Origin of the sequence: Chryseobacterium geocarposphaerae (assembly GCF_002797535.1) — a bacterium.
Taxonomy (GTDB): Bacteria; Bacteroidota; Bacteroidia; order Flavobacteriales; family Weeksellaceae; genus Chryseobacterium; species Chryseobacterium geocarposphaerae.
In genome coordinates, this window is record NZ_PGFD01000001.1 from 1 (window position 1) to 21,817 (window position 21,817).

Consider the following 21,817-nt stretch of genomic DNA (forward strand, 5'->3'; position numbering starts at 1 on the left):
GGGCTCACCTGTTCCCATTCCGAACACAGAAGTTAAGCCCACCAGCGCCGATGGTACTGCGACAAGCGGGAGAGTAGGTCGCCGCCAGTTTTTTTTAAAGTCTCATTCAATTACATGAATGAGACTTTTTTGTTTTTAGACATTTTCCTTACTTCCATATAAGTAATAAGTAGTGATAAAATTTATAGAAAAGCCTTATACAGTTAGAAGTATAAGGCTTTCAAATATGTGCAAATAGTATTTAAATATTAGCTCCAATGAGGATCAGAAACTGAGGTTTTTCCTGTTTCAATTCTACCTGAAAATTGCCAATCTTGATTTTTCATATTTATCTTTAGATCATACCAACCTTTCATTTTACTAACGTCAATTAATATTTTCTCTTCAGAATGTTTTAAATCAATCTGCTTTTTTGTTTTTTCATAGAGATTCTCTACCATTATAGAAATGTTTTCTTTTTTCTTCTTTTTAAACACCAGCTCCACTTCATTTTTAGATAGAGAATTATTGAGTATTATCTCTATCTCAGAGTTATTCTCTCCTTTAAAATGCCTATAAAAACCATTAGGTCCAAAAACTTCATAATCATATTTTTCATGCTGGATAGCATGTGATAACTCTTGCTTTGAATATAGTGCATAAGAAAAATGGAAATCCTTACTTTGAAATTGATTCCTGTCGTAGATGAGCAAAGGGACTCCTTTTTTATTAAGATTGACCATTTTTATTTTCCCATCCTGAAAATTGACAAGATAGTTATATGGAAGCGCATTGGATGGCTTTAATCCTCTTTCCTGAATATCTAGCAAACTATTATTTAATTCGTTTTCAGAATACCATTTTAAATTCGGAACGGGTTTGTTTTTAGCAGAATTAATGGTTTTAGTATAATCTTTTTGATCCAGATAATCCATTTTTGGGATTTTTGTACTGGCTGCGTTGAATGCTGAAGTCAAATCTCCACAAATTGCTCTTCTCCAGTCGCTAATATTTTCTACGGTAACATTTTTATTAAATTTTTTCTTAATAAATGTTTCCAGAAACTGTAAAACAGAAGTATGATCTGAAACTTCGGAATTTACATAACCGCCTTTTGTCCAGGGAGAAGCGATAATCATCGGAACCCTATATCCCAACCCGACTGTACCTTCTACTTTTTCATGATCTTTCAGCCTTTGAGAGGTCATATATTCCTGATTTTTATTTACGTATTCAACCCCTTCTTTTCCATTCATATCAATACTGGGATTCATCGGAGGTGAAAATGGCAGAACATGATCGAAATATCCATCGTTCTCATCATAATTAATAATGAAAATCGTTTTTTTCCAGGTTTCAGGATCCTGGGTTAAAATATTTAATACTTCAGAAATATACCACGCTCCGTACCAAGGTGAACCAGGGTGGTCGGAAAAATGTTCGGGAGCAATCAGCCAGGATACTAACGGTAATTTTTTTTCATTAACGTCTTTTCTGAACTGGTATAAAACATCACCTTTCGGAATCACTAATCTTTCACCATTTTCATCCTGCCCAATTTCCAAATTCCAATAATCGGGGTCGTTTGAATTGGTGGTAAATGCTTTTTCATGAAGATTTTTTTCAGTTTGAGAAAGTTTGGCAAAATTTTCAGGCTTATATTCTTCCCAATCATTTTGAAGTTCTGTAATTATTTGTTCCAATCTTTCTTTCTGTTTCGGATTTTTTTCAATTTCTTTTTTTAAGGAAGCGATTATATTTGGGATATTTTTATGATAACCATCCGAGAATTTCACATTGAATTTCGTAAACCATTCAATTGGGTTATCAGTAAAATTGCTTAGCCAAGCTTCTTGTTCACCGGACATTCCTTTTGGAAGACTAATTTCATTTTGATAGATTTTCCAGGAAACATCTTGTTCTTCCAGTATTTCCGGGAAGCTTTTCCATCTTGCCTGTCTTGCTTTATCGTAATCTATATTTTCATTGTAGACATTAGCTTTTACTTTGCCGTTTTGCTGTTCACGAAGTGTTCCCGACCAATGGAAAAGCCGGTTGGGCGTCGTGCCCGTTAACGATGAACAAAAATATTGGTCGAAAATTGTAAAAGCATCTGCCAGTTGATAGTAAAATGGTAAATCTTCACGATTGTAATATCCTAATGTAAGCGGAATTTCTTTGTAATCTTTATTTCCCGAAGCTTTTGCCTGTAGCCATTGATCATATTTTCCATTGTTTAAAGCCTTTTGCTGGTTGTCCCAGGAATGCGGAAGAGAGCTCATCCATGTAGATTTTGTGTTTCTTAGATCCAAACGGGCAGGGGCAGCATATTTTCCATCATTATTTTTTTGAAAAAATACGGAATGGCCGTCCGGTTTCCTGAAAGCTCTCTGATCTAAAAATCCTCTTACTCCTTTCATAGTTCCGAAAGCATGGTCAAACGAGCGGTTTTCCTGCATCAGAATTACGATATGTTCTGCATCATAAAAGGTAGACTGGGCATTTGGTTCTATGGTTAAAGCTTTTAAAATAGAAGGATGCAACATGGTGGATGTCCCTAATCCCGCTAAAAGTAAACTAGATTTTTCTAAAAAAGTTCTTCTGTTCATATTCCAATCATTAAATAAAGAAACCGCAAGAAAGTGAATTTCCTGCGATTTTTAAAGTTAGTAAGTTTTTACTGTAACCACCAAGGTTTAGAATTGATATTATCATTTCCTCCGTATTGGGATGCTAATGCAGCTTTAAGGTTTGCACTATTGTAATTGTATTCTGTCTGTGGGTATCTGAATCTGTAAGGTGCTGAAACTCCCGTTTGTAAAGGGTAATTCGGGTAACCGGTTCTCAGATAATCATAATAAGAGGTCCATTGTGACTGGTGAAACATCGTCATGTACTTTTGGGTCATGATTTTTTCCAACTGAGCAGGCAGGGTCGCAGAATTATCATACATCACCAAAGGTGTTGCTAGATACTGATTCACATCAAATCCGGCAAAATACTGATTCGGGTTTTTAACATAGGTCTGATAAAAGGTAAAGCTTGCCTTAATAGCATTGTCATAATGCGTTTTCGTGGAACCAGAAATCCAGCCTCTTGCCGTAGCTTCCGCCAGAATGAATTCTAATTCGGAATAGCTTAAAACGCTGGAAGGCTCATTTGTAGCATCTTTATAGAAACGGTCGTTTACTTTAGAAATATTTTTTGCAGTAATTAAAGCAGCATTGTCAGAATAGGGTGAAGTCGGGTTTCCTCCGTTGTAAGCTGTGAAATCCGTAAGCGGTTTTCCAGCTTCTTTTGCTCCTGTGGTTTGCGCTGCAAAAGTAAATAAACGAGGGTCTTGTCTGTCTTTAAACAAATTGATAAAATAATTGGCCATGTATAAACTTGAACCATAACCGCTGTTATTGAACATCGTATATCTGCTGTCAGCAGCGTCTGCGAATTTCAGTTCTCCGTTGTCTGCAATAGAAGTCATTAATGGCTGGTTTCCTGCTACGGAAGCAAATTCCGTTGCAATATTGTAATTTCCAACAGTAGGCTTTTTAGAAAGCGTAATTAAAATTTTCAGACGGAAGGAGTTGATCAGTTTTTTCCATTTTGAAGCGTCACCTTTATAGATAATGTCGCCTTCAATTTTATCATTCGTATTGATCAAATCATTCGCTTCTTTCAATTCGGATAAGATTCCTGCCATTACAGCTTCCTGGCTGTCATATTTAGGTTGGGTAATTCCCGATTCACCTTTTACAGCTTCTGAGTAAGGAATACTCCCGAATTTTAAACTTAAATTGAAAAAATAATAAGCTCTGTAAAATTTGCCGATCGCCTGATAATTTTTATTGTTAATTTTCTCAGCTTCCTGCATCATTTTTCCTGTATTCAAAAGCCCTTTTGTATATACATCGAAAGAAGCGTCATTCCATTTCATATATTGATACACGTTTTCTCCGTCTGTTCCGATCATCATTCTGGAAGCATACATATTGTCGCCATTTACCTGAAAAGCGTTTTGAGAGACATAGGTTAACAGAAATTTAGGATCTACACTTGCCTGATCGTTGGGGTTTTCATTAATTGTATCAAGATTTGTCTCACAGGAAGCCAAAGCCAATAATCCTGCAACACTTAATAATTTTATAATATTTTTCATTTGATTGAATGTTTTTAGTTAAAATTTAAGGTTAAAACCGATTCCGAACCATCTGCTGGAAGGGTCCTGGATGTCATTTCCTGACTTGATTTTGTAATCAGGATCCGAGTACAGGTTTTTAGATTTTTTCCACATGGCAAGATTGTATCCTGAAATATTAGCTGTAAAACCTTTTACCATTCCTTTCGGGTTCAATAAGGAAGAAAAATCATATTCAAGGATTACTGATCTCAATTTCACGAAAGTCCTGTCGAATACGTTAGCAAATAATCCGCTTTCATCCTCAGTAACTCTTGCCTGATAAGGATAGTTCTGTGCCCAATCCTGGAAACTGATTGCTTTTGTGTGTGGCGTATATGTTCCGGTTGCAGGATTATAATTTACACCATCCGGTACAAAATAATATGTTCCCGGGTTTGCATATTCCAAGTCTCTGAACATGGTGGAATTCGGATGTTTTCCTCCCCACCACATTTTTTCAACGACCTGAGATCTCATGACACCGCCGATGCTTCCGTCGATACCGATACTTAGGGTGAGTTTTTTATATTTGAAGGTATTGTTGAAGCCAAATGTCCAGTCCGGGTTAAAATGCCCTAAATTTGTAGGAGTTGTTGCTCTTGTCGGCATTCCGGTATTGGGATTAAGGATAACTTTCCCGTCCGGAGATTTCTGCCATGTATAATCATAAAAGCTATCCATTCTTTCGCCTAGTGTGATGTTATTATAATTCGGCATATCTCCGTAGATGGAAGTCAGCTTTTGTTCGTAAGTACTCCAGTTAATCAAAGACTTCCAGGTGAAATTATTTGTTTTCACAGGAACAATGCCCAATGAAATTTCAACCCCTTTTGTTGTATACTCATTACCGTTTACATATTGAGAAGTGAATCCTGAAGACGGCGAGCTTGGGAACTGAAGAATATTATTATAATCCAGCGTTCTGAAATAAGTGGCATCTAAGGTAATGCGGTTATTCAAAAAACCTGCGCTTAGTCCAAGTTCATAAGATTTTGTCTGTTCCGGTTTTAATGAATTCTCATAGTTCAATACGGTCGGATAATAATAGGTAGGATTTCCGTTGAAGGTAATGCCGCTGTTATTCAGATAATAATTTCTGATTGAATAAGGCTGGAAGTCATAAGCGACTTTTGCCCAAGAAGCTGATAATTTTAACAGGCTGACTGCTTTAGGCATGTTCACCAGATTAGAAATCACGGCACTTAGTGAAGCAGAAGGGTAGAAGTACGATCTGTTGGCTTTGGGTAATGTTGAAGACCAGTCGTTACGCCCTGAAACGTTGATAAAGAAAGCATTGTATAATCCAACGTCTATGGTTGAATAGACACTGTAGATCAGTTTTTCTTTCAGGTAATCGTAATATTTTACGGAACCGATTGAATTGTCCAGTGAATACACTTCCGGAACTTTTAAACCGTCTGTGGAAGCATTATCAATATCATTTTTATAGTAAAATGTTGAGCCTCCCGCATTGATGGTGAAATCAAAATTATCAGAAATTTTCTTTTTATAAGTTGCTAAAACATCCGAGTTGAGATTCCATGTTTTGGTATCGTTCAAAATATAACCGCCGCTTCTCGGAGCACTGTAGTTAAAATAGGAATAAGGGCTTTGGATTTCCTGCTTGTTATGATTTTCAACCATTGAAATCTTACCTTTTACCGAAAAATCCGGAGTGGCTTTGTATTCCAATCCCGCCTGAGCATTGATGATGTCGGTTCTGTTTTTATTTTTATAATATTCAGCACCGAACCATGGATTGTTATACCAGGCGTAATTCCAGTTGGCTTGTGTTTTCCCTTCCTGTCCCGGAACCCATAAATGATTTTTCAAATCTCTGCCATCTACATCGCCTCCCATCCAGATTAAGATGGTATACATGTGACCACTTGGGTTATAATCATAGTTAGGAATATTGGGTGTGAAAGTTTGGTTGAAATTAAACTTCGTATCAAAAATCAATTTGTCGCTGATATGGTTTTCTGATGAAAAATTGACACCATAGCGTTGAAGGTATGCTCCCGGAATACGGTCATCATAATTCATGAAATTTCCGGAAAGCCGGTAGATATCTTTATTGTTTTTATAGCTTATCGAGAAATTGTTGTTGTTAATTACAGCCGGTTTCATGAATGTTTTTAAATTATCATGATATTTCCAGTCGATAGGAACTCTTTCATATCTCGATTTGTCGTTGTACTGACTTCCTGCAACGGTTCCGTACCAGGGAATAATTTCTCCGGTCTGCTTGTCTCTGATGGGGCTGTTCCACTGGGCAATCTTGGTTCCAGGAACAAATTTAGGCCCCCAAATCATATCTCCGTCATTTACACCACCGTCAGCTCCGTCCCAGAATTCATATTTTCCGTGCGAACCGTTTCCGTATTCCGTTTGTGTTTTCGGAAGGTTGGTAAATCCTGCGGTAATCATTGTATTTTGAGAGAATTCTACGGTAAAGCCTTTCTTTTTGGCACTTTTTGTGGTAATTAAAAGTGCACCGTATCTCCCTCTGGACCCGTAAAGAGCGGAAGCGGTCGCTCCTTTCAGTACGTTGATATTATCAATATTATTCGGATCTAAATTCTGAAAAACTTCTTTCTCAACAATGACTCCGTCAATAACAAAAACCAGATTTGAATTTCCTCTTAACGTAAATTCCGGAGCCTGCTGCATTCCTGTAGGGTTGGAAACGTTTAATCCGGCAACCTGTCCGGAAAATAGATTACCAATACTTGGTGTGGTAATGGTCTCAAACTGTTTGGTTCCTACTTCCTGAGTAGAATATCCTATTTTTTCTTTCTTTTTGGCAATTCCTAAAGCGGTGATCACAACCCCTTCAATTTGTTTTTCGGAGACCTTTTTTAAAACTACCGAATAGTTTTTTCTGTTGGAAACTTCAATGGTATAGGTTGAAAAGTCGGGAGCATAAAACTCTAAAATATCTTTTGGATTTGCTGAAATGGTAAAATTTCCGTTTGCATCAGTGATGGCTGTTTTTCCTGTATTTTTATCGGTAATACTTGCGCCTGAAACACCAGAGCCGTTTTCGGATTTTACATTTCCGGAAATGGTAATTTCTTGGGCAGTAAGATAGAGAGGGAGTAAAAAAATAGCGAAAGTAGCTAATGTTTTTTTCATTTTTTTTGATGCCAAATTTAGCGGAGCATTGTTACAATGATTTTAAGGCTGTATTAAAATAAAAATATGATTTCGGCCTTAAACAGAGGAAAAATTAATACAATGATAAAGCAAAAAATACGGCTTGTTTTGGAAAATTTTACTTTTTTATATTATTATAAGAAAGGCTTTACAGCAGGGAATTGAGACTGATGTAAAGATTTTTTTTAATTGGATATTTTATCTGTTTTTAGATGGACTACTAAAAACGGTTGTTAACTCATATAAAAATAAAAAGACTGCCTAAAAAAGCAGTCTTTATTGTGTATAAAATAATGTGTATTAGGGATTAGAAATAATCAACGTAGAAGGAATATCAGAAAGCCATAAACTTTTGGTATCAATCAGATTTTTCCAGCTTTTACTGCTGATCAACATGAGATCCTGAGAATTTAAAAATTCTTTCTCGATTTTCTTCTCGTTATATAGGGTGATGTGATTGGGTGCAACTTGTTCGATACTTCTTATAATTTCTTTTACCTCAATATTATTCCTTATTTGTCCTGCAACATCTAAAATAATAATTTGAGAATTGTTGTTATTAATCAGTCTTTTTGCATATTCAAGCAGATAAAAGTCACTTAAATTAAAGATCGGAACAAAAACTTTATCAGCTGATTTGAAATCTTTTTCAACTAAAATTCCTACAGGAATATTGGTTTTATCCAGAATTTGCAACGTGAAATCGTCAAAAGGAGAGTTGTTGAAAATGTTTCCTTTACCCTTTACAGTATTGAGAAGTTTTTCAGGATTTATAATTTTTGTGGTAAAACCTAACAATCTCCCCAATAAGCTTCCCTCATACATGGATTTACCCAGCATGATGAGAAGGAGATCATAGTTTCCTTTATTGGAAATACTGGTTAAATCATTTTCAATGTCAGTAGAGGCTTTGAAAAGAGTAGTAACTTTTAATTTTAAATCATGAGAGGTGTCGATCACGTTTTTAAACTGTTCATTCTCGTATTCATTAATATCATAAGCATGCATTTCTTCAACGGGAGCGATGTTCATTGCAGTAATGCTCTTGTTTCCGTTCATTTTGCTGGTAAAATCATGAGCAAGTTTTAATAAGGTACTGCCTGATTCCGGATTATCAAAAGAAAGAAGAACTCTATATTGTGCATCATTATGGTCCGAATTTTCTTCGTGTTCAGATTTTTTAGATTTAAAAATAAAATTAATGAAATCCAATGCGGGACCTGTCATAAAGGTTGTAAATAAAGCCATAATAACCATCATTGCAAAGATTTCAGGGCTTAATACCCCTAAATCGTATCCTATATTTAATACAATGAGCTCCATTAATCCTCTGGTATTCATTAAAGCCCCTATAGTCAGACTTTCTTTCCAGTTAATTCCCAAAAATTTGGCGGTCAATGCACTTCCCGCAAATTTCCCGATTACTGCGGTAAGAATTATAAACCCGGCTGTCATCCATAAATGACTATCATTTAAAAGCCCTATTTGGGTACGGAGTCCGGTAAACACAAAAAATAATGGAAGTAGAAGTACCAAGGCAACATCTTCTACTTTATCAATAAACATGGTACGGAATTTAGTATTTTCAGGCATAATTGCACCTGCCATAAATGCTCCGAATAATGCGTGAATACCAATAACTTCAGTTGCATATGCTGAAAGAATCAGCGTTAAAAAGAAAATAGCAACCATTGGTTTATTGATGGTATTTTTTCCGGCTTGGAGATCACCAATCCTTTTCAGGAATGGTCTTACAATTTTAATCATTAAGAAAACATACCCGATTGCCATTAAGATAACATAAATAGAACTGGTAAAAGATCCTGCTTTTACAATAGCAATTACGGCTGCCAAAATACACCATGCTGTAATATCGTCTGCTGCTGCACATGTAATCACGACGGTTCCCAGCTTTGTTTTTTGAAGGTTTCTTTCCTGAACAATTCTTGCTAAAACAGGAAATGCCGTTATACTCATTGCAATAGCAATGAATAAAGCAAAAGATGTAAACTGAATTCCCTGTGGAGCAAATTCCTGATAGATATAATATGAAAGCCCGATTCCTAAAGCGAAAGGAATGATAATACTCGCATGGCTGATTACAACGGCATCATGAGCTTTCTTTCTTAAAACACTCAGATCCAGTTCCATTCCGACGATGTACATAAACAGAATTAATCCTATCTGGCTCAAAAACTGTAGATTACCTAAAGATTCTTTTGGAAAAAGAAATGCTGAAAATTCAGGAAAGTACATTCCCAAAAGCGAGGGTCCTAAAACAATACCTGCAATCATTTCTCCAATTACAGAAGGCTGTTTTATTTTCATGCAGATCCATCCGAAAAGTCTTGCTACCAATATGATGGTGACAATTTGTGCCAACAGTAGAGCTAATGGATGGTGAAGGTTAGTTTTAAAAGATTCTAAAAAATTATCCCAGGTAGATCCGCTGCTGGTTTTTGCAACAATATTTTCTTTGACTTCCAAAGTCTGCCCTTCCACAATAAAAAAGTACATCAGGCAAGAGAAAACTGCGATGGTAGTGATATAGAAAATAATGTTTTTGTATTTTCCCAAATTCATGATTCCAGATATTTTATGCAAAGTTGATAAGAATATAATTATGATAATTGTTTTTATTTCTAAAATGTAATCAATGTCACAAATAATGTAATGAAAATCTACCTGAAAGCATAGCCAAGTCCTATTCCTGCTTTCCAGGCACCATTTTGAATTAATGTTTTGGAATTGTAGTAAACGGGAAACTGTACTGCCCATTTTTTAAAAACAATTGTTAAACCTGCTCCCAGATTCGGTGTAATGGCACTGTTTCTTGTTCCTGAAGATTTGTCTTCTTTAATTCTAAGAGAAGGAAGCATTCCCAATATTAGTTTTAAATCTTTATTCTTAAAACTGATGTTCGGTCCGGTAAAATTGATGAAAGCTCCGTGATCGACATACCCTGCAACAGCGATTCCGTCAAAAAATGAGGCTTTGATCTTGGAATCTGCTCCCTGTGAAAAACAAAGACTGGAGATAAGCATTCCACCAGTATAGAGAAATTTTTTCATGTATAAAATCATTTAACCGGATGCAAAAGTACACGGGTAAAACAATTTAAAATACAGGATGTAATAAAACGAACAAATTCTGTAATAAAAGTAAAAATGTCTGGAAAATCTACTTACCAAACATTTCCATTAATGAATTTTTATAGGTTTCTCCAATTTGCAATTTCAGGAAGGTTTCTCCTTCTGTTGTGATGGTTGTGATGATTTCGTTGGTAGAAAAAGCTTTAATGGAAGACAGGGCAATAATTTCTTTTTTATTGACTTGGGCAAAATCTTTTGAAGGCAGCATTTCGAGAAGATTTTTAAAATTCAGATTTTTTAAAACAATCGTTGTGCCGTCATGCAGGATGATATCTTTGTCACGGCTATCGATCTCGGAGGTTTTTATATAAGCAATCTGCTCCGTAAAAATAATGGTTTTACCAATGTTGGTATTCCACTCGATTAGGCTTTTCTTTTGGGAATTCTGCAGTAATTCAGCTGCTTTTTCAAATGCCTGTATCAGGCGTTCCTTTTTGATAGGTTTTCTTACATAATCAACAACATTCAGATCAAATGCTTCTGCTGCGTATTCTTTGTAAGCGGTTGTAAAAATGATTTTCTTTGAGTCCGGAATTAATTCAGCGACCTGTAAGCCAGTCATTCCCGGCATTTCGATATCTAAAATACAGATGTTGCAATCCAGTTCATTAATTTCGTTTAAAAATACTTTGGGATCATTAAATGCTTTTACAACTTCTACGTTATCAATTTGCTCGCATAGAAGTTTTAAATAGCTGATTGCCAGTAATTCATCATCAAGAATAACGCATTTTATCATAGAATTCTCCCAGATTAATTTTTAATTCTGCCGTGAAGATACCGTTTTTTGAATGTTTTTGAAGGGAATAATGGTTATTGTAGATCATTTTTAATCGCTGATCCAAAGACTGGCTTCCAAAGCCGCTTTTTTCTTTTTCCAGCACATTTTTTAAAGAAGCCTTATTGCTTACTCTCATGGTGAAAATACGATCTTCAAGCTCCATCTGAATGGAAATAAATGAATCCTGGGCAAGAAAATCAGTATGCTTAAAAGCATTTTCAATCAGATCAACCGAAAGAAGTGGCGCAAAAACTTTCTCTTCATAAATCTCATCAGACTTATTGATTTTAGATTTGATTCTGAAATCAAAAAGAGGATTTATTTTGATTTTATTGATCTCAATGAGACTTAAAGCAAAGTTCAGTTCATCTTTTGGGCTTACAAATTTACTGTTGCTTTCATATAAAATATAATCCAGAACGTTGGCAAGCTTGTCCAGTGACATATATGTCTGATAAGCATGAGACTGAACAGAGTTTAAAATGTTTTTAAAAAGATGCGGATTTAATTTTGTTCCGATATGTTCCAGCTGTACCTCATTCAGTCGTTGCTCAATGATTTTGTTAGCTTCCGAAAGTTTTGCATTCCGGATTTTAAATTTTTGATTCTGGCTGAACAAATAAATACTTACCGTGACAAAAAAGAAAATAGCAAATACTCCGATGAAGATCAGATAATCATGAATCATGTAGTAGTTGCCTTCCATAGTTTATTCTATTAATTTAACAATGTCATGCTGAGCGGAGTCGAAGCATCTCAATAATGAGCCTAGTTTTACCATTAAGAACATTAAGTTATTAAGGTTAATTAAATCAATATCAGAGATATTTTATAAGATTATTGCTGTTATTTGATTAAAGTAAAACTCTTTTGAATGCTTTTAAAATTCTTATTGTTAAAATAATTGTTACTTATTTTAATTTCTTCAAAGAATTCAGTGTCACACTTTCCTCACATTTTTCATAAGTGATTTCATAAGTGGGATTTTTCTCGGGATACACCAAAACATAATCCGGGCAAGGCTCTTTTTGGGCATGACTTCTGTCAAAATCTACTTTTCCAAGAGTAATAATGCTGTCTTTTAAGAATTTTTCATTGATTTTTAGTGTATTCATTTCTGCTTTAAAATTTTCGGAATACTTGAAATCTTTGGATAAGGTTTCGGCAATTACACGACTGTTGGGAAGGTAACCGCTGCAGCTTGCTCCTTTTTTATTTAAGACAAAAAATACAATGGCAAGTCCCGGAATGAGACCTATTAAGTAGAATTTAAGTTTTTTCATACGTAGTTGTTACTTTTTAAAGGCCGTATGGAATCGCGTCAAATGTTTGAAGATTTTGTTTCCTAACCTTGGCGATTTCATTAGAAAATTAAAAGATTGATGTCATGATAAGTAAGTCCGAAACGGTCGCAGATGATTTTTTTCGTATGTCTTCCTTTGTACATATAAAGACTTTGCTTCATTTCATTTTTGCGAACCAGCATGTTTTCGAAACCGCCTTCTTCGTCGTAATTTAAGATATAGGATAGAAAGAAATTAGAGATTGCTTTTGTTGTTGTTCTTGGCATTCTTGAGGTAAGATTCGGAAGTCCGCAATGGATAACGCCATGTTTAATGACATAAGGATCTTCCATAGTAGTAAGTTCAGAAGTTTCGATCACTTTTCCGTTATCAATCGTGATATCAATGATGACACTTCCTTTTTTCATTTTCATCACCATATCTTCCGTTACGATTGGAGTCATATTTAATCTTGGAAGTGCTCCTATAACTACATCGGCACGTCTTAATGCTTTACGGAGCTCTTTAGGATCGATAATGGAAGTGGGAACCCTGCTGTCTACAATGGTATGGAGTCTTCTTAGTTTGGAAAGTGAGTTGTCAAAAACCCTTACACTTGCTCCTAAACCGATGGCTGCTTTTGTAGCAAATTCTCCTACAATTCCTGCTCCTAAAATCACTACTTCGGCAGGTCTTACTCCTGTAATACCTCCCAACATTAAACCGTTTGATAAAGCTAAAAGTTCAGAAGCATACAGGATGGAAACCGTACCTGCAATTTCTCCAACTAATCGTACCAAAGATAGCTGCTTATATTCATCAACAATGAATTCGAAAGCGATGGCATTTACTTTTTTCTCTGCCAGTTTTAGGAAATAATCTTTATCTCTCAGATTAATTTGAAGTGCAGAAACCAAATAGGTATTCGGTCTCATAAATTCAATTTCGTCTTCTGTAGGCGGGTTAACTTTTAAAATTAAATCCTGCCCGAATGCTTCTTTCGGATCGTTTGTAATTCTGGCCCCCGATTCAGCATATTGTAAATCTGTAAAAAACGAACCTTGTCCGGCTCCGGATTCTATAATAATTTCATGACCGTGTTCTACCAAAACCTGCACAGCATCTGGTGTAATGCAGGTCCTCCTTTCATTAAGGCAGGTTTCTTTTGGAACTCCAATACTGAACTGTTTACCTTTTTTAATCACCTCAAGCTTTTCCGCTTTGGGGATCAGTTCCTCCTCAGTAAAAGGGGTGAAAATATTTGTAGTACTCATCTTAAATTATATCTTACAGATAATTATTTGTCAATTGAATTCAATAAGCAAAGATACATAATATTTAATCGAATGAAATTTCTCTGTTTTCACCGGTATTTACAATACTCATTTCGTGGTATTTAAGTCCATAAAGCTCATCTTCATACACTTCCGGCCACTCTATAATACACAGAAAAGCATTATCGAGATATTCTTCAATCCCGATATCGTAAACTTCTTCTATGTTTTTTAAACGATACAGATCAAAATGATATACTTTTCCTTTTGGAGTATTGTATTCATTCACAATAGAGTAGGTTGGAGAATTTACTTCATCAGTACTTCCCAGATTCTTAAGTAAAAATTGCGTAAAAGTGGTTTTTCCGGCACCCAAATTTCCTTTTAAAAGGAAAATATTATGCTGTAACTGAGGAATAATGGTGTCTACTATTTTTTGCCAGTCTTCTATTGTATTGATTGTAAATTCCATTTCAATTATAATTTAATATATGATTTCTTGCCTCTTTTGAAAGCAAGCCATAGTTGTCTATGTAATGATTTAACTGATTTGATATCTGTAAAAGTTCCCTAGGCTGTCTTATCTGGAAAAAACATTTTCTTTCTTGATTATTTAAATCCCGAATCTTTAGAATATTATTACAGCCCTGCGAAAACATTCCGATAAAGCCATTTCTATAAATATATCTACCTTCATGGTTATTTTGTACAATTTCAAGATGTTTTAATTCCTTGATAAAAAAAATCTCGTTATCAATCGTTATTTTTTCATTTTCGAAAATAAGCTTGCCTTCTATTTTACCTTTTAATTCTTCAGGGAAAAATACATTAATGAAACCGCCAATAATACCAATACATAAGGGAGGAGTGATGATCCATGAAAACCATTTTGGAATTTCCTGATCAGGAATTTTTAAAACATACAGAACAAAACCTATAAGTAGTAATGGAAAAACGATTAGAAGATAACATATTCTTGCGCGTGTCCATACAAAACCAGTTGATGGTTTATAAATGTTAAAGGTTTTGTAGTTGTTTTCTGCCAATTTAAAGCCTGATTTTTAATTTTCAAAAATAATTAAAAATTAAATTATTTAAAAATCAAAAAATTACTAAGACTCAGTATTGAGTTGTCTGTAAATGTATCAATTTCAATATAAATTTGTATATTTTTGTCTTATGATTTCCAAGCAGACCATAGATAAAATATTCTCAACAATACGTGTAGAAGAGATTGTTGGGGAATATGTGCAGCTGAAAAGGGCAGGGTCTAATTATAAAGGACTCAGTCCGTTCCATGATGAAAAAACACCGAGTTTTGTAGTTTCTGCAGCCAAGCAGATCTGGAAAGATTTCTCAACCGGAAAAGGAGGGACTGCTATTTCTTTTTTGATGGAAATTGAGAATTTCACCTATCCTGAAGCACTTCGTCACGCTGCTAAAAAGTACGGAATTGAAATTGAAGAAGATCAGAAAGATTTTTCTGAAGAGGCCAAAAATGCACAGTCCGAAAGAGATTTACTATATAAGATTCATGAAGTTGCGAATGATTATTTCCAAAATTTTCTGTGGGAAGTTGAAGAGGGAAAAGCCATAGGACTATCTTATTTCAAAGAACGTGAGCTTCGGGATGATATCATCAAAAAATTTCAGCTCGGATATTCTCCCGAAAAGAAAAATGCTTTTACAACATATGCTTTAGAAAAAGGCTATTCCAAAGAGATCTTAGAAAAGTCCGGACTTTCCATTTTTCCGGAAAATACCCCTGCAGGAGTAGATCGTTTCAGAGAAAGAGTCATTTTCCCGATTCACAGCTTTTCGGGGCGGGTTTTAGGTTTTGGAGCGAGAATTCTTAAAAATAATGTTAAGACCGCAAAATATCTCAATTCCCCGGAGACCGAAATTTATCACAAATCCAATGTTCTTTATGGATTAAACCAAAGTAAGCAGGCGATTTCTAAAAAGAATGTCTGCCTTTTGGTAGAAGGATATATGGATGTGATTTCCCTTCATATGTCGGGAATTGAGAACGTTGTGTCCAGTTCCGGAACATCTTTGACAACAGAGCAGATTAAGCTCATCAAAAGATTAACGGAAAACGTTACGATTCTCTTTGATGGTGATAATGCCGGAATTAAAGCCAGCTTCAGAAGCATTGATATGTTATTGACGGAAGGCATGAACATTCGTGTTCTTCTGTTTCCGGATGGCGATGATCCTGACTCTTTTGCAAGAAAACATCCTCAGGAATATGTAGAAAAATTCATCGAAAATGAGGCGATGGATTTTATTGATTTTAAGGCAGAAATTCTTTTAAAAGAAGTCGGGAATGATCCGATTAAAAAGGCAGAAGCCATCAGAGATATTGTAAAATCAGTTGGTTTTGTTCAAAATGCCTTAAAAAGAGAGGTTTACCTAAAAGAAGTTTCCAATAAATTCGGGCTTTCTGAGCAGAGTTTGTTTAATGAGCTTGATGTTCAGCGCCAAGTGACTCAAAATCAGAATCAGCACGTTCAGCAGCAGAAGGAAAATGCGGCTCCTGTGAAAATGGAGATTGTACCTTTGGATGAAGAAAAGGGGGATCCGTTTCTGTATGACGTTCTATTTATGGAAAACAAGCTGGTAGATCATATGCTGATGTTTGGAGATGTGATTCTGAAAAGAAAAGACGATCACAATGAAGAATATCAGATCACCGTTATAGAAGAAATTCTGCAGCATTTTGAAGAAGAGCAATATGAATTTTTGGTAAAGGGAAATGAAGTGATCATTGATCAGGTAAAGGAAGGGATTCAAAATGATGAACTGAGAAGCGGAAACTTTTTTGTCTCTTTTATGGATGAAGAGATTACTTCAAAAGTTGTGGATGCATTAATTCCGCTAGATGATCTTGAAAACTGGGCTTCCCGAAATATTTATCCGCCCAATTATGGGGATAAAATTGCTGAGCAGGTAAAAGGTGATGTATTGCTTCATAAATACAGATATATAGATTATTTAATAAAACAGACAGCCAGAGAGCTTGATGAACACCGGGATTCTGATCCCGTAAAGTATTTTGAGCTGCTTCAAAAAATAACATTGTTGAAACAGGCTTCCATGCGTTTGAGCGATATTATTGAATATTCTCCGATTAAAGGTATTTACGGGGACAGAAAAAGATAATTTCAGACAAACTGTTTATTAATCATTGATCTTCTGTGACAAAAAGTCCTATATAATTTTAGGAATAAAAGTTGTAATTTAAACTTTGAAAAAAATTTAAAATAATACCAATAGAAATATGGACATTAAAAAAGAATTCAGAGACTTCTCTGTAAAGCATTTAGGAAACAACGGTTTGGTAACCGATCAGTATATGGGAATGTTTGGACCGACAAATCTTACACCATACATTATGGAGGAAAGAAGATTAAATGTTGCCCAAATGGACGTTTTTTCGCGTCTAATGATGGACAGAATTATCTTCTTAGGTACAGGTATTGATGACCAGGTTGCTAATATCGTAACGGCTCAGCTTCTATTCTTAGAAAGTGCAGATCCTTCAAAAGATATTCAAATTTATATCAATTCTCCTGGTGGAAGTGTATATGCAGGATTAGGAATTTATGATACCATGCAAATCATTAAGCCAGATGTAGCAACAATCTGTACAGGAATTGCCGCTTCAATGGGAGCTGTATTATTGGTTGCGGGTGAAAACGGTAAACGTTCTGCTCTTAAGCATTCAAGAGTAATGATTCACCAGCCTTCAGGAGGGGCTCAAGGAGTGGCTTCTGATATGGAGATCAACCTTAGAGAGATGTTGAAGCTTAAAAAAGAATTATATGACATCATTGCTGAACATTCTGGGCAAACATTTGACTGGGTAGAGAAAGCTTCTGACAGAGATTACTGGATGACTTCTGAAGAAGCAAAAGGCTACGGAATGGTAGATGAGGTATTACAGAGATCTAAAGAGAAAAAATAATTTTTCTTTAAAAATATTGAAAACGCATCAAGGTATTTGGTGCGTTTTTTTGTTTGTTGATAATTATGAGGGCTAATAATCATTATAGACAATGAAAGAATAATGAATTTCTATACACCGCCAATTGATTATTTTTACCACCCCGTCAAAAATTCTTTGAATTTTCACCACCCCTCCAAATGAGGGGAATTTGAAATTCTAAAAACCGACCGGTATTTGTTTCCAAATTTGAAATAAAAGTTCAAGACAAAAGAAATTTAATATTCTATTCAACATCAGTTTACAATCATTATTTACTTTCGCATCCAATAAAAAGCGACTCATGAAAAAATTCTTATTACCTGTTTTTGCCTGTATGGCTTTGGCTGCCTGCAACAATGATGATAATGCAATCAATCAGGATATTGACTATTCTAAACTTCCGCAGGAATTTCCTTTTTCAACGCTAAAAACATTGAACGGAGTTAATATCATCAATGGAGGTTTCGGTTCCGGAGCAACAGCGCACCCCACGCAGAAAGGAGAATTTTATGTAATTACCGATCGTGGTCCGAATGTCGCTTATTCGAATGGAATTAAAATTCTTGTCCCGGATTTTACACCGACTATTATGCATTTTAAAATCAATGCAAGCGGCAATATTGAGGTAATTAAATATATCAAGCTTAAAAATCCTTCTGGACAGCCGATTACCGGTCTTCCAAATCCTGTAGGAATGGGAAGTACGGGAGAAATTGCTTATGCTGCAGACGGAAGTGTTTTAGGAACAGATAATTATGGACTGGATAGTGAAAGTATTGTGGCAGCAAAAGATGGTACTTTCTGGGTTTCTGATGAATATGGTCCTCATATTGTTCATTATAGCGCAGATGGAGTAGAACTGGAGAGAATCAGTCCGATTGGCGTAAATACCGGAACAAGAAAACTTCCTGCTGTTTTTGCCAAAAGAAGACCCAACCGCGGAATGGAAGGAATGTGTATGACACCCGACGGAAAAACGTTGGTGGGGACGATGCAGTCTACCATGTATGTTCCTACAAAAGCTCTGGCAACAAATACGACTTTAACCAGAATTGTGACTTTTGATTTAGCAACGGGTCAAACCAAACAATACTTATACAGACAGGATGGAGGTGCTTCTGATTCTGTTTGCGATATTACCCCAATCAGTAATACTGAATTTCTGGTAATCGAAAGAGACGGGAATTTTGGTTCTGTGGGTGGACTTAAAAAAGTGTACAGAATCAATTTGGCCAATGCTTCGGATGTTTCGGGAACAGATTTAACGGCAGTAGACGGAATGAAGATCAATGGAAAAACCCTTGAACAGTCTACCTGGGATGAAATCAACGCTGCAGGATTAAAACCTGCTACGAAAACGTTAGCCGTTGATTTGGTTGCCAAAATTGGGTATGAACACGATAAATTTGAAGGAATTGTGTATTTAGGAAATAATAAACTGGCTGTTTTTAATGATGACGATTTCGGAGTTGCAGACGATGGCAACGGAAACCCTAAAACGAAAACTTTACCTAAAACAGGTAAACAGGATAAAGGTGAAATGTATATAGTCGATATTCAATAATTAGATTTTTTTGAATCGGCGGCATCGAAGATGCCGCCGATTTTGTTTTTCCTACTTAGTAGGAAAAACAAAGATCGCCCTTGGGCGATCTTTTCTATAATATTGTATTTTAAAACTAGTTAAAAGCCTCAATAATTTTAGAGAAATCTTCTAATTTCAAAGCAGCTCCGCCAATAAGACCTCCGTCAATATCAGGCTGAGAGAAAATTTCTTTTGCATTATCCGGTTTCACAGAACCTCCGTAAAGGATAGAAACTTCATCAGCAACTTCCTGTCCGTATTTTGTAGCGATAATTCCTCTGATATGAGCGTGGATTTCCTGAGCTTGTTCAGGTGTTGCTGTTTCGCCTGTCCCAATAGCCCAAACCGGTTCGTAAGCGATTACTACTTTTTTAATTTCCTCAGCAGAAAGCGTGAAAAGAGCAACTTCTGTCTGGTTTTTTACCACTTCAAAATGCTGACCTGCTTTTCTCTGCTCTAGAGTTTCACCGTTACAATACACAGGAATTAGACCTTTGTCTAAGGCCAATTTCACTTTTCTGTTGCAGTGAGAATCTGTTTCACCGTGGTATTGTCTTCTTTCAGAATGTCCGATTAATGAGCCTGTAGCATCAATAGACTCAAGCATATCAGCAGAAATTTCTCCGGTATAAGCTCCACTTTCATGCTCACTCATATCCTGGGAAAATACTCCGATTTCATCCTTTTCGAAGATATCTTTTGCCATCATTAAATATAATGCAGGAGGAGCGATCCAAACTTCACAGTTGGTCGTATTATTGTTTTTATATTCTAATAATTGAGTCATTAATTGTTGAGCATCAATCACGTTTTTGTTCATTTTCCAGTTTCCTGCAACTATTTTTCTTCTCATAGTTTTTTATTTAGAAGTTAGATTGTTAGAGGTTAGAAGTTCGTGTTTTTACTAATTTCTACTTGTAATCTCTAATTTTCAATTAATTAATATTCCACAAATTTTTTAAAAGCTTATAATACGTATGTTCTGCATCAGTCACCACATTATCGGCTTTTATTAAAGACTTTGCGAACTGTACAAATTTTTCACGCTCACTCTCCGTTGAATCTTCATGAAAACAGCGTGCATGAAACTCAAAATGATCTTTCCATTCTTCAGGCTGTAAAAGAGCCAGTGTTTCAAGCTCATTATCAAGATTCATTCTGAAAGGAAATTCATCTGCCAGATATTGCTGAACAAGCAGACCTTCTTCAGGAGCAAATTCTCCGTCTACAGAAGAAAGTATCATTAATAAATGATAACCCGCAATAGGTTTATTTGATTTTTGCATTCTTACAATGTTATATTAAAAGTTTAGTGTTTAAAATGTTTCATTACTTCAGATAATCTTTTGCAGGAAGTTTGTCTGTAATTTTCCCGTTTTCAAGGATCAGAACAAAAGGGTTACTTCTGGCAATCGTTTTAATAGCTGTTCCGTCCATCATTGCATTCGGAATTGTTTTGAAGGTAGTTGCAATGGTTGAAACTCCATAAACTATCGTGGCTCCCTGAGATTTTGCTTTTGCTTCCACCTGTTTTAACAGCTCTGGAGAAACATCTTTAGGAGCATATGAAAATACCAAAATGGCTTTAGGAGCATGAAGGATGCTTTCTGTCAGATCAATTCCGGTAGGATCTTCAATCTTCAACTTGACAATCTCAGATTTATAGCCTTGTTTTACTAAAACAGATTCGTTTTTTCCCTCTTCTATTTTCCATGGAGAACCTTCTGCCCAATATTTGGTTTCTTTGATATAATTATCCTGATTAATCTTTACAATTTCTCCTGTTTTCTCATTTTTAAGGCTGTAAAAAGTCTTGTATACCGAAGGGTTTTTGCTGATTTTCTGTTTTTCGGCCTGTATGTCAGTTCCGATTTTGTAATCACGGAAGTCGATAAGAGGTTCATGGATAATTCCGTGTGCTCCAATTAGGATCATTACTATAGAAAATAGTCCTAAAAGAATATATTTGAATGTATTGGATTCTTTTTTAGGGCTGTAGCTGTAGGAGTCTTTTTTCTTAAACTCTTTTCTGTATAAGATAAATACGACAATTAAGCCGACCAGAAGAACAACATCTTTAATGAAACTTTGCCATGGAGTGAATTTGATTGCATCTCCAAAACATCCGCAATCTGTTACTACGTTGAAATAAGCGGAATAAAAAGTAAGGAATCCGAAGAAAATACAAAGAGCAATTAATGCTGAAAGGGTGAATTTAAGTTTTAACTTAATTAAAAGCATAAATCCTAAAAGCAGCTCCAAGATCACCACAAATATAGAAAGTGGTAATGCAAACTTTTCTAAAAAAGGCATATCAAAGACATTGGGAGCGAAATATTCTTCCATCTTGAAAGAAAAACCTACTAAGTCCACCGCTTTTACAAAGCCCGAAAGAATGAAGATAATTCCAATAATGAAGCGTAATAAAGCTTTTAACAT

General features: G+C 35.5%; 17 protein-coding genes and 1 rRNA gene. 4 read left to right on the plus strand and 14 right to left on the minus strand.

What is annotated here, in order from left to right; all coding sequences use genetic code 11:
• A 5S ribosomal RNA gene (rrf, locus tag CLV73_RS00005) occupies positions 1-90 on the plus strand; the annotation flags it as partial.
• Positions 91-248: 158 nt separating this feature from the next.
• On the opposite strand, the gene CLV73_RS00010 is transcribed toward rrf, so the two are convergent.
• The 11 genes from CLV73_RS00010 to CLV73_RS00060 form a co-directional block, all read right to left on the minus strand.
• Positions 249-2,588: a phosphocholine-specific phospholipase C gene (locus CLV73_RS00010; RefSeq protein ID WP_100374861.1), complete on the minus strand. Its 2,340-nt coding sequence runs from the start codon at positions 2,586-2,588 to the stop codon at positions 249-251.
• 68 nt (positions 2,589-2,656) lie between these two features.
• The gene (locus tag CLV73_RS00015) at positions 2,657-4,132 is read right to left on the minus strand and encodes a SusD/RagB family nutrient-binding outer membrane lipoprotein (protein WP_100374862.1); all 1,476 of its coding nucleotides are present in this window, start codon (positions 4,130-4,132) and stop codon (positions 2,657-2,659) included.
• Positions 4,133-4,150: 18 nt separating this feature from the next.
• On the minus strand, positions 4,151-7,291 hold the full coding sequence (locus tag CLV73_RS00020; protein ID WP_100374863.1) for a SusC/RagA family TonB-linked outer membrane protein: 3,141 nt from the start codon (positions 7,289-7,291) through the stop codon (positions 4,151-4,153).
• Between the two features lie 321 nt (positions 7,292-7,612).
• On the minus strand, positions 7,613-9,889 hold the full coding sequence (locus CLV73_RS00025; protein WP_100376929.1) for a cation:proton antiporter domain-containing protein: 2,277 nt from the start codon (positions 9,887-9,889) through the stop codon (positions 7,613-7,615).
• A gap of 104 nt (positions 9,890-9,993) precedes the next feature.
• Positions 9,994-10,383 carry a hypothetical protein gene (locus CLV73_RS00030; RefSeq protein WP_100374864.1) on the minus strand — a complete coding sequence of 130 codons (390 nt, stop codon included), beginning with the start codon at positions 10,381-10,383 and terminating at the stop codon, positions 9,994-9,996.
• A 109-nt stretch (positions 10,384-10,492) separates the two neighbouring features.
• On the minus strand, positions 10,493-11,203 hold the full coding sequence (locus tag CLV73_RS00035) for a LytR/AlgR family response regulator transcription factor (RefSeq protein WP_100374865.1): 711 nt from the start codon (positions 11,201-11,203) through the stop codon (positions 10,493-10,495).
• Positions 11,181-11,951: a histidine kinase gene (locus CLV73_RS00040; RefSeq protein ID WP_100374866.1), complete on the minus strand. Its 771-nt coding sequence runs from the start codon at positions 11,949-11,951 to the stop codon at positions 11,181-11,183. The genes CLV73_RS00035 and CLV73_RS00040 overlap by 23 nt, the downstream gene beginning before the upstream one ends.
• Before the next feature lie 205 nt (positions 11,952-12,156).
• Positions 12,157-12,528: a hypothetical protein gene (locus tag CLV73_RS00045; RefSeq protein ID WP_100374867.1), complete on the minus strand. Its 372-nt coding sequence runs from the start codon at positions 12,526-12,528 to the stop codon at positions 12,157-12,159.
• Between the two features lie 80 nt (positions 12,529-12,608).
• Complete coding sequence (locus tag CLV73_RS00050; RefSeq protein ID WP_100374868.1) at positions 12,609-13,802, minus strand: alanine dehydrogenase; 1,194 nt, start codon at positions 13,800-13,802, stop codon at positions 12,609-12,611.
• Positions 13,803-13,866: 64 nt separating this feature from the next.
• Entirely contained in the window at positions 13,867-14,274 is a 408-nt protein-coding gene (gene tsaE, locus CLV73_RS00055) for a tRNA (adenosine(37)-N6)-threonylcarbamoyltransferase complex ATPase subunit type 1 TsaE (protein WP_100374869.1), read from the minus strand.
• 1 nt (position 14,275) lies between these two features.
• Positions 14,276-14,848 carry a hypothetical protein gene (locus CLV73_RS00060; RefSeq protein WP_100374870.1) on the minus strand — a complete coding sequence of 191 codons (573 nt, stop codon included), beginning with the start codon at positions 14,846-14,848 and terminating at the stop codon, positions 14,276-14,278.
• 133 nt (positions 14,849-14,981) lie between these two features.
• Here CLV73_RS00060 and dnaG point away from each other — a divergent pair, with 133 nt between their 5' ends.
• From dnaG to CLV73_RS00075, 3 genes are all read left to right on the plus strand, one after another.
• Entirely contained in the window at positions 14,982-16,967 is a 1,986-nt protein-coding gene (gene dnaG, locus CLV73_RS00065; protein ID WP_100374871.1) for a DNA primase, read from the plus strand.
• Between the two features lie 118 nt (positions 16,968-17,085).
• The gene (gene clpP / locus CLV73_RS00070) at positions 17,086-17,772 is read left to right on the plus strand and encodes an ATP-dependent Clp endopeptidase proteolytic subunit ClpP (RefSeq protein ID WP_100374872.1); all 687 of its coding nucleotides are present in this window, start codon (positions 17,086-17,088) and stop codon (positions 17,770-17,772) included.
• Positions 17,773-18,094: 322 nt separating this feature from the next.
• Positions 18,095-19,357, plus strand: coding sequence for an esterase-like activity of phytase family protein (locus tag CLV73_RS00075; protein WP_100374873.1), 1,263 nt, complete (start codon positions 18,095-18,097; stop codon positions 19,355-19,357).
• A gap of 115 nt (positions 19,358-19,472) precedes the next feature.
• Here CLV73_RS00075 and tpiA read toward each other — a convergent pair whose 3' ends face one another.
• The 3 genes from tpiA to CLV73_RS00090 form a co-directional block, all read right to left on the minus strand.
• The gene (gene tpiA, locus CLV73_RS00080; RefSeq protein WP_100374874.1) at positions 19,473-20,231 is read right to left on the minus strand and encodes a triose-phosphate isomerase; all 759 of its coding nucleotides are present in this window, start codon (positions 20,229-20,231) and stop codon (positions 19,473-19,475) included.
• An 82-nt stretch (positions 20,232-20,313) separates the two neighbouring features.
• Positions 20,314-20,664 carry a TerB family tellurite resistance protein gene (locus CLV73_RS00085; RefSeq protein ID WP_100374875.1) on the minus strand — a complete coding sequence of 117 codons (351 nt, stop codon included), beginning with the start codon at positions 20,662-20,664 and terminating at the stop codon, positions 20,314-20,316.
• Between the two features lie 43 nt (positions 20,665-20,707).
• Entirely contained in the window at positions 20,708-21,817 is a 1,110-nt protein-coding gene (locus CLV73_RS00090; RefSeq protein WP_100374876.1) for a BT_3928 family protein, read from the minus strand.

What these genes read in the sequence shown, in the direction of transcription:
- CLV73_RS00050 (WP_100374868.1), bottom strand. Translation starts at nt 13,802, where the DNA reads ATGAGTACTACAAATATTTTCACCCCTTTTACTGAGGAGGAACTGATC.
- CLV73_RS00045 (WP_100374867.1), bottom strand. Translation starts at nt 12,528, where the DNA reads ATGAAAAAACTTAAATTCTACTTAATAGGTCTCATTCCGGGACTTGCC.
- CLV73_RS00010 (WP_100374861.1), bottom strand. Translation starts at nt 2,588, where the DNA reads ATGAACAGAAGAACTTTTTTAGAAAAATCTAGTTTACTTTTAGCGGGA.
- clpP (WP_100374872.1), top strand. Translation starts at nt 17,086, where the DNA reads ATGGACATTAAAAAAGAATTCAGAGACTTCTCTGTAAAGCATTTAGGA.
- CLV73_RS00040 (WP_100374866.1), bottom strand. Translation starts at nt 11,951, where the DNA reads ATGGAAGGCAACTACTACATGATTCATGATTATCTGATCTTCATCGGA.
- CLV73_RS00085 (WP_100374875.1), bottom strand. Translation starts at nt 20,664, where the DNA reads ATGCAAAAATCAAATAAACCTATTGCGGGTTATCATTTATTAATGATA.
- CLV73_RS00015 (WP_100374862.1), bottom strand. Translation starts at nt 4,132, where the DNA reads ATGAAAAATATTATAAAATTATTAAGTGTTGCAGGATTATTGGCTTTG.
- CLV73_RS00090 (WP_100374876.1), bottom strand. Translation starts at nt 21,817, where the DNA reads ATGTTAAAAGCTTTATTACGCTTCATTATTGGAATTATCTTCATTCTT.
- tsaE (WP_100374869.1), bottom strand. Translation starts at nt 14,274, where the DNA reads ATGGAATTTACAATCAATACAATAGAAGACTGGCAAAAAATAGTAGAC.
- dnaG (WP_100374871.1), top strand. Translation starts at nt 14,982, where the DNA reads ATGATTTCCAAGCAGACCATAGATAAAATATTCTCAACAATACGTGTA.
- CLV73_RS00075 (WP_100374873.1), top strand. Translation starts at nt 18,095, where the DNA reads ATGAAAAAATTCTTATTACCTGTTTTTGCCTGTATGGCTTTGGCTGCC.
- CLV73_RS00030 (WP_100374864.1), bottom strand. Translation starts at nt 10,383, where the DNA reads ATGAAAAAATTTCTCTATACTGGTGGAATGCTTATCTCCAGTCTTTGT.
- tpiA (WP_100374874.1), bottom strand. Translation starts at nt 20,231, where the DNA reads ATGAGAAGAAAAATAGTTGCAGGAAACTGGAAAATGAACAAAAACGTG.
- CLV73_RS00020 (WP_100374863.1), bottom strand. Translation starts at nt 7,291, where the DNA reads ATGAAAAAAACATTAGCTACTTTCGCTATTTTTTTACTCCCTCTCTAT.
- CLV73_RS00035 (WP_100374865.1), bottom strand. Translation starts at nt 11,203, where the DNA reads ATGATAAAATGCGTTATTCTTGATGATGAATTACTGGCAATCAGCTAT.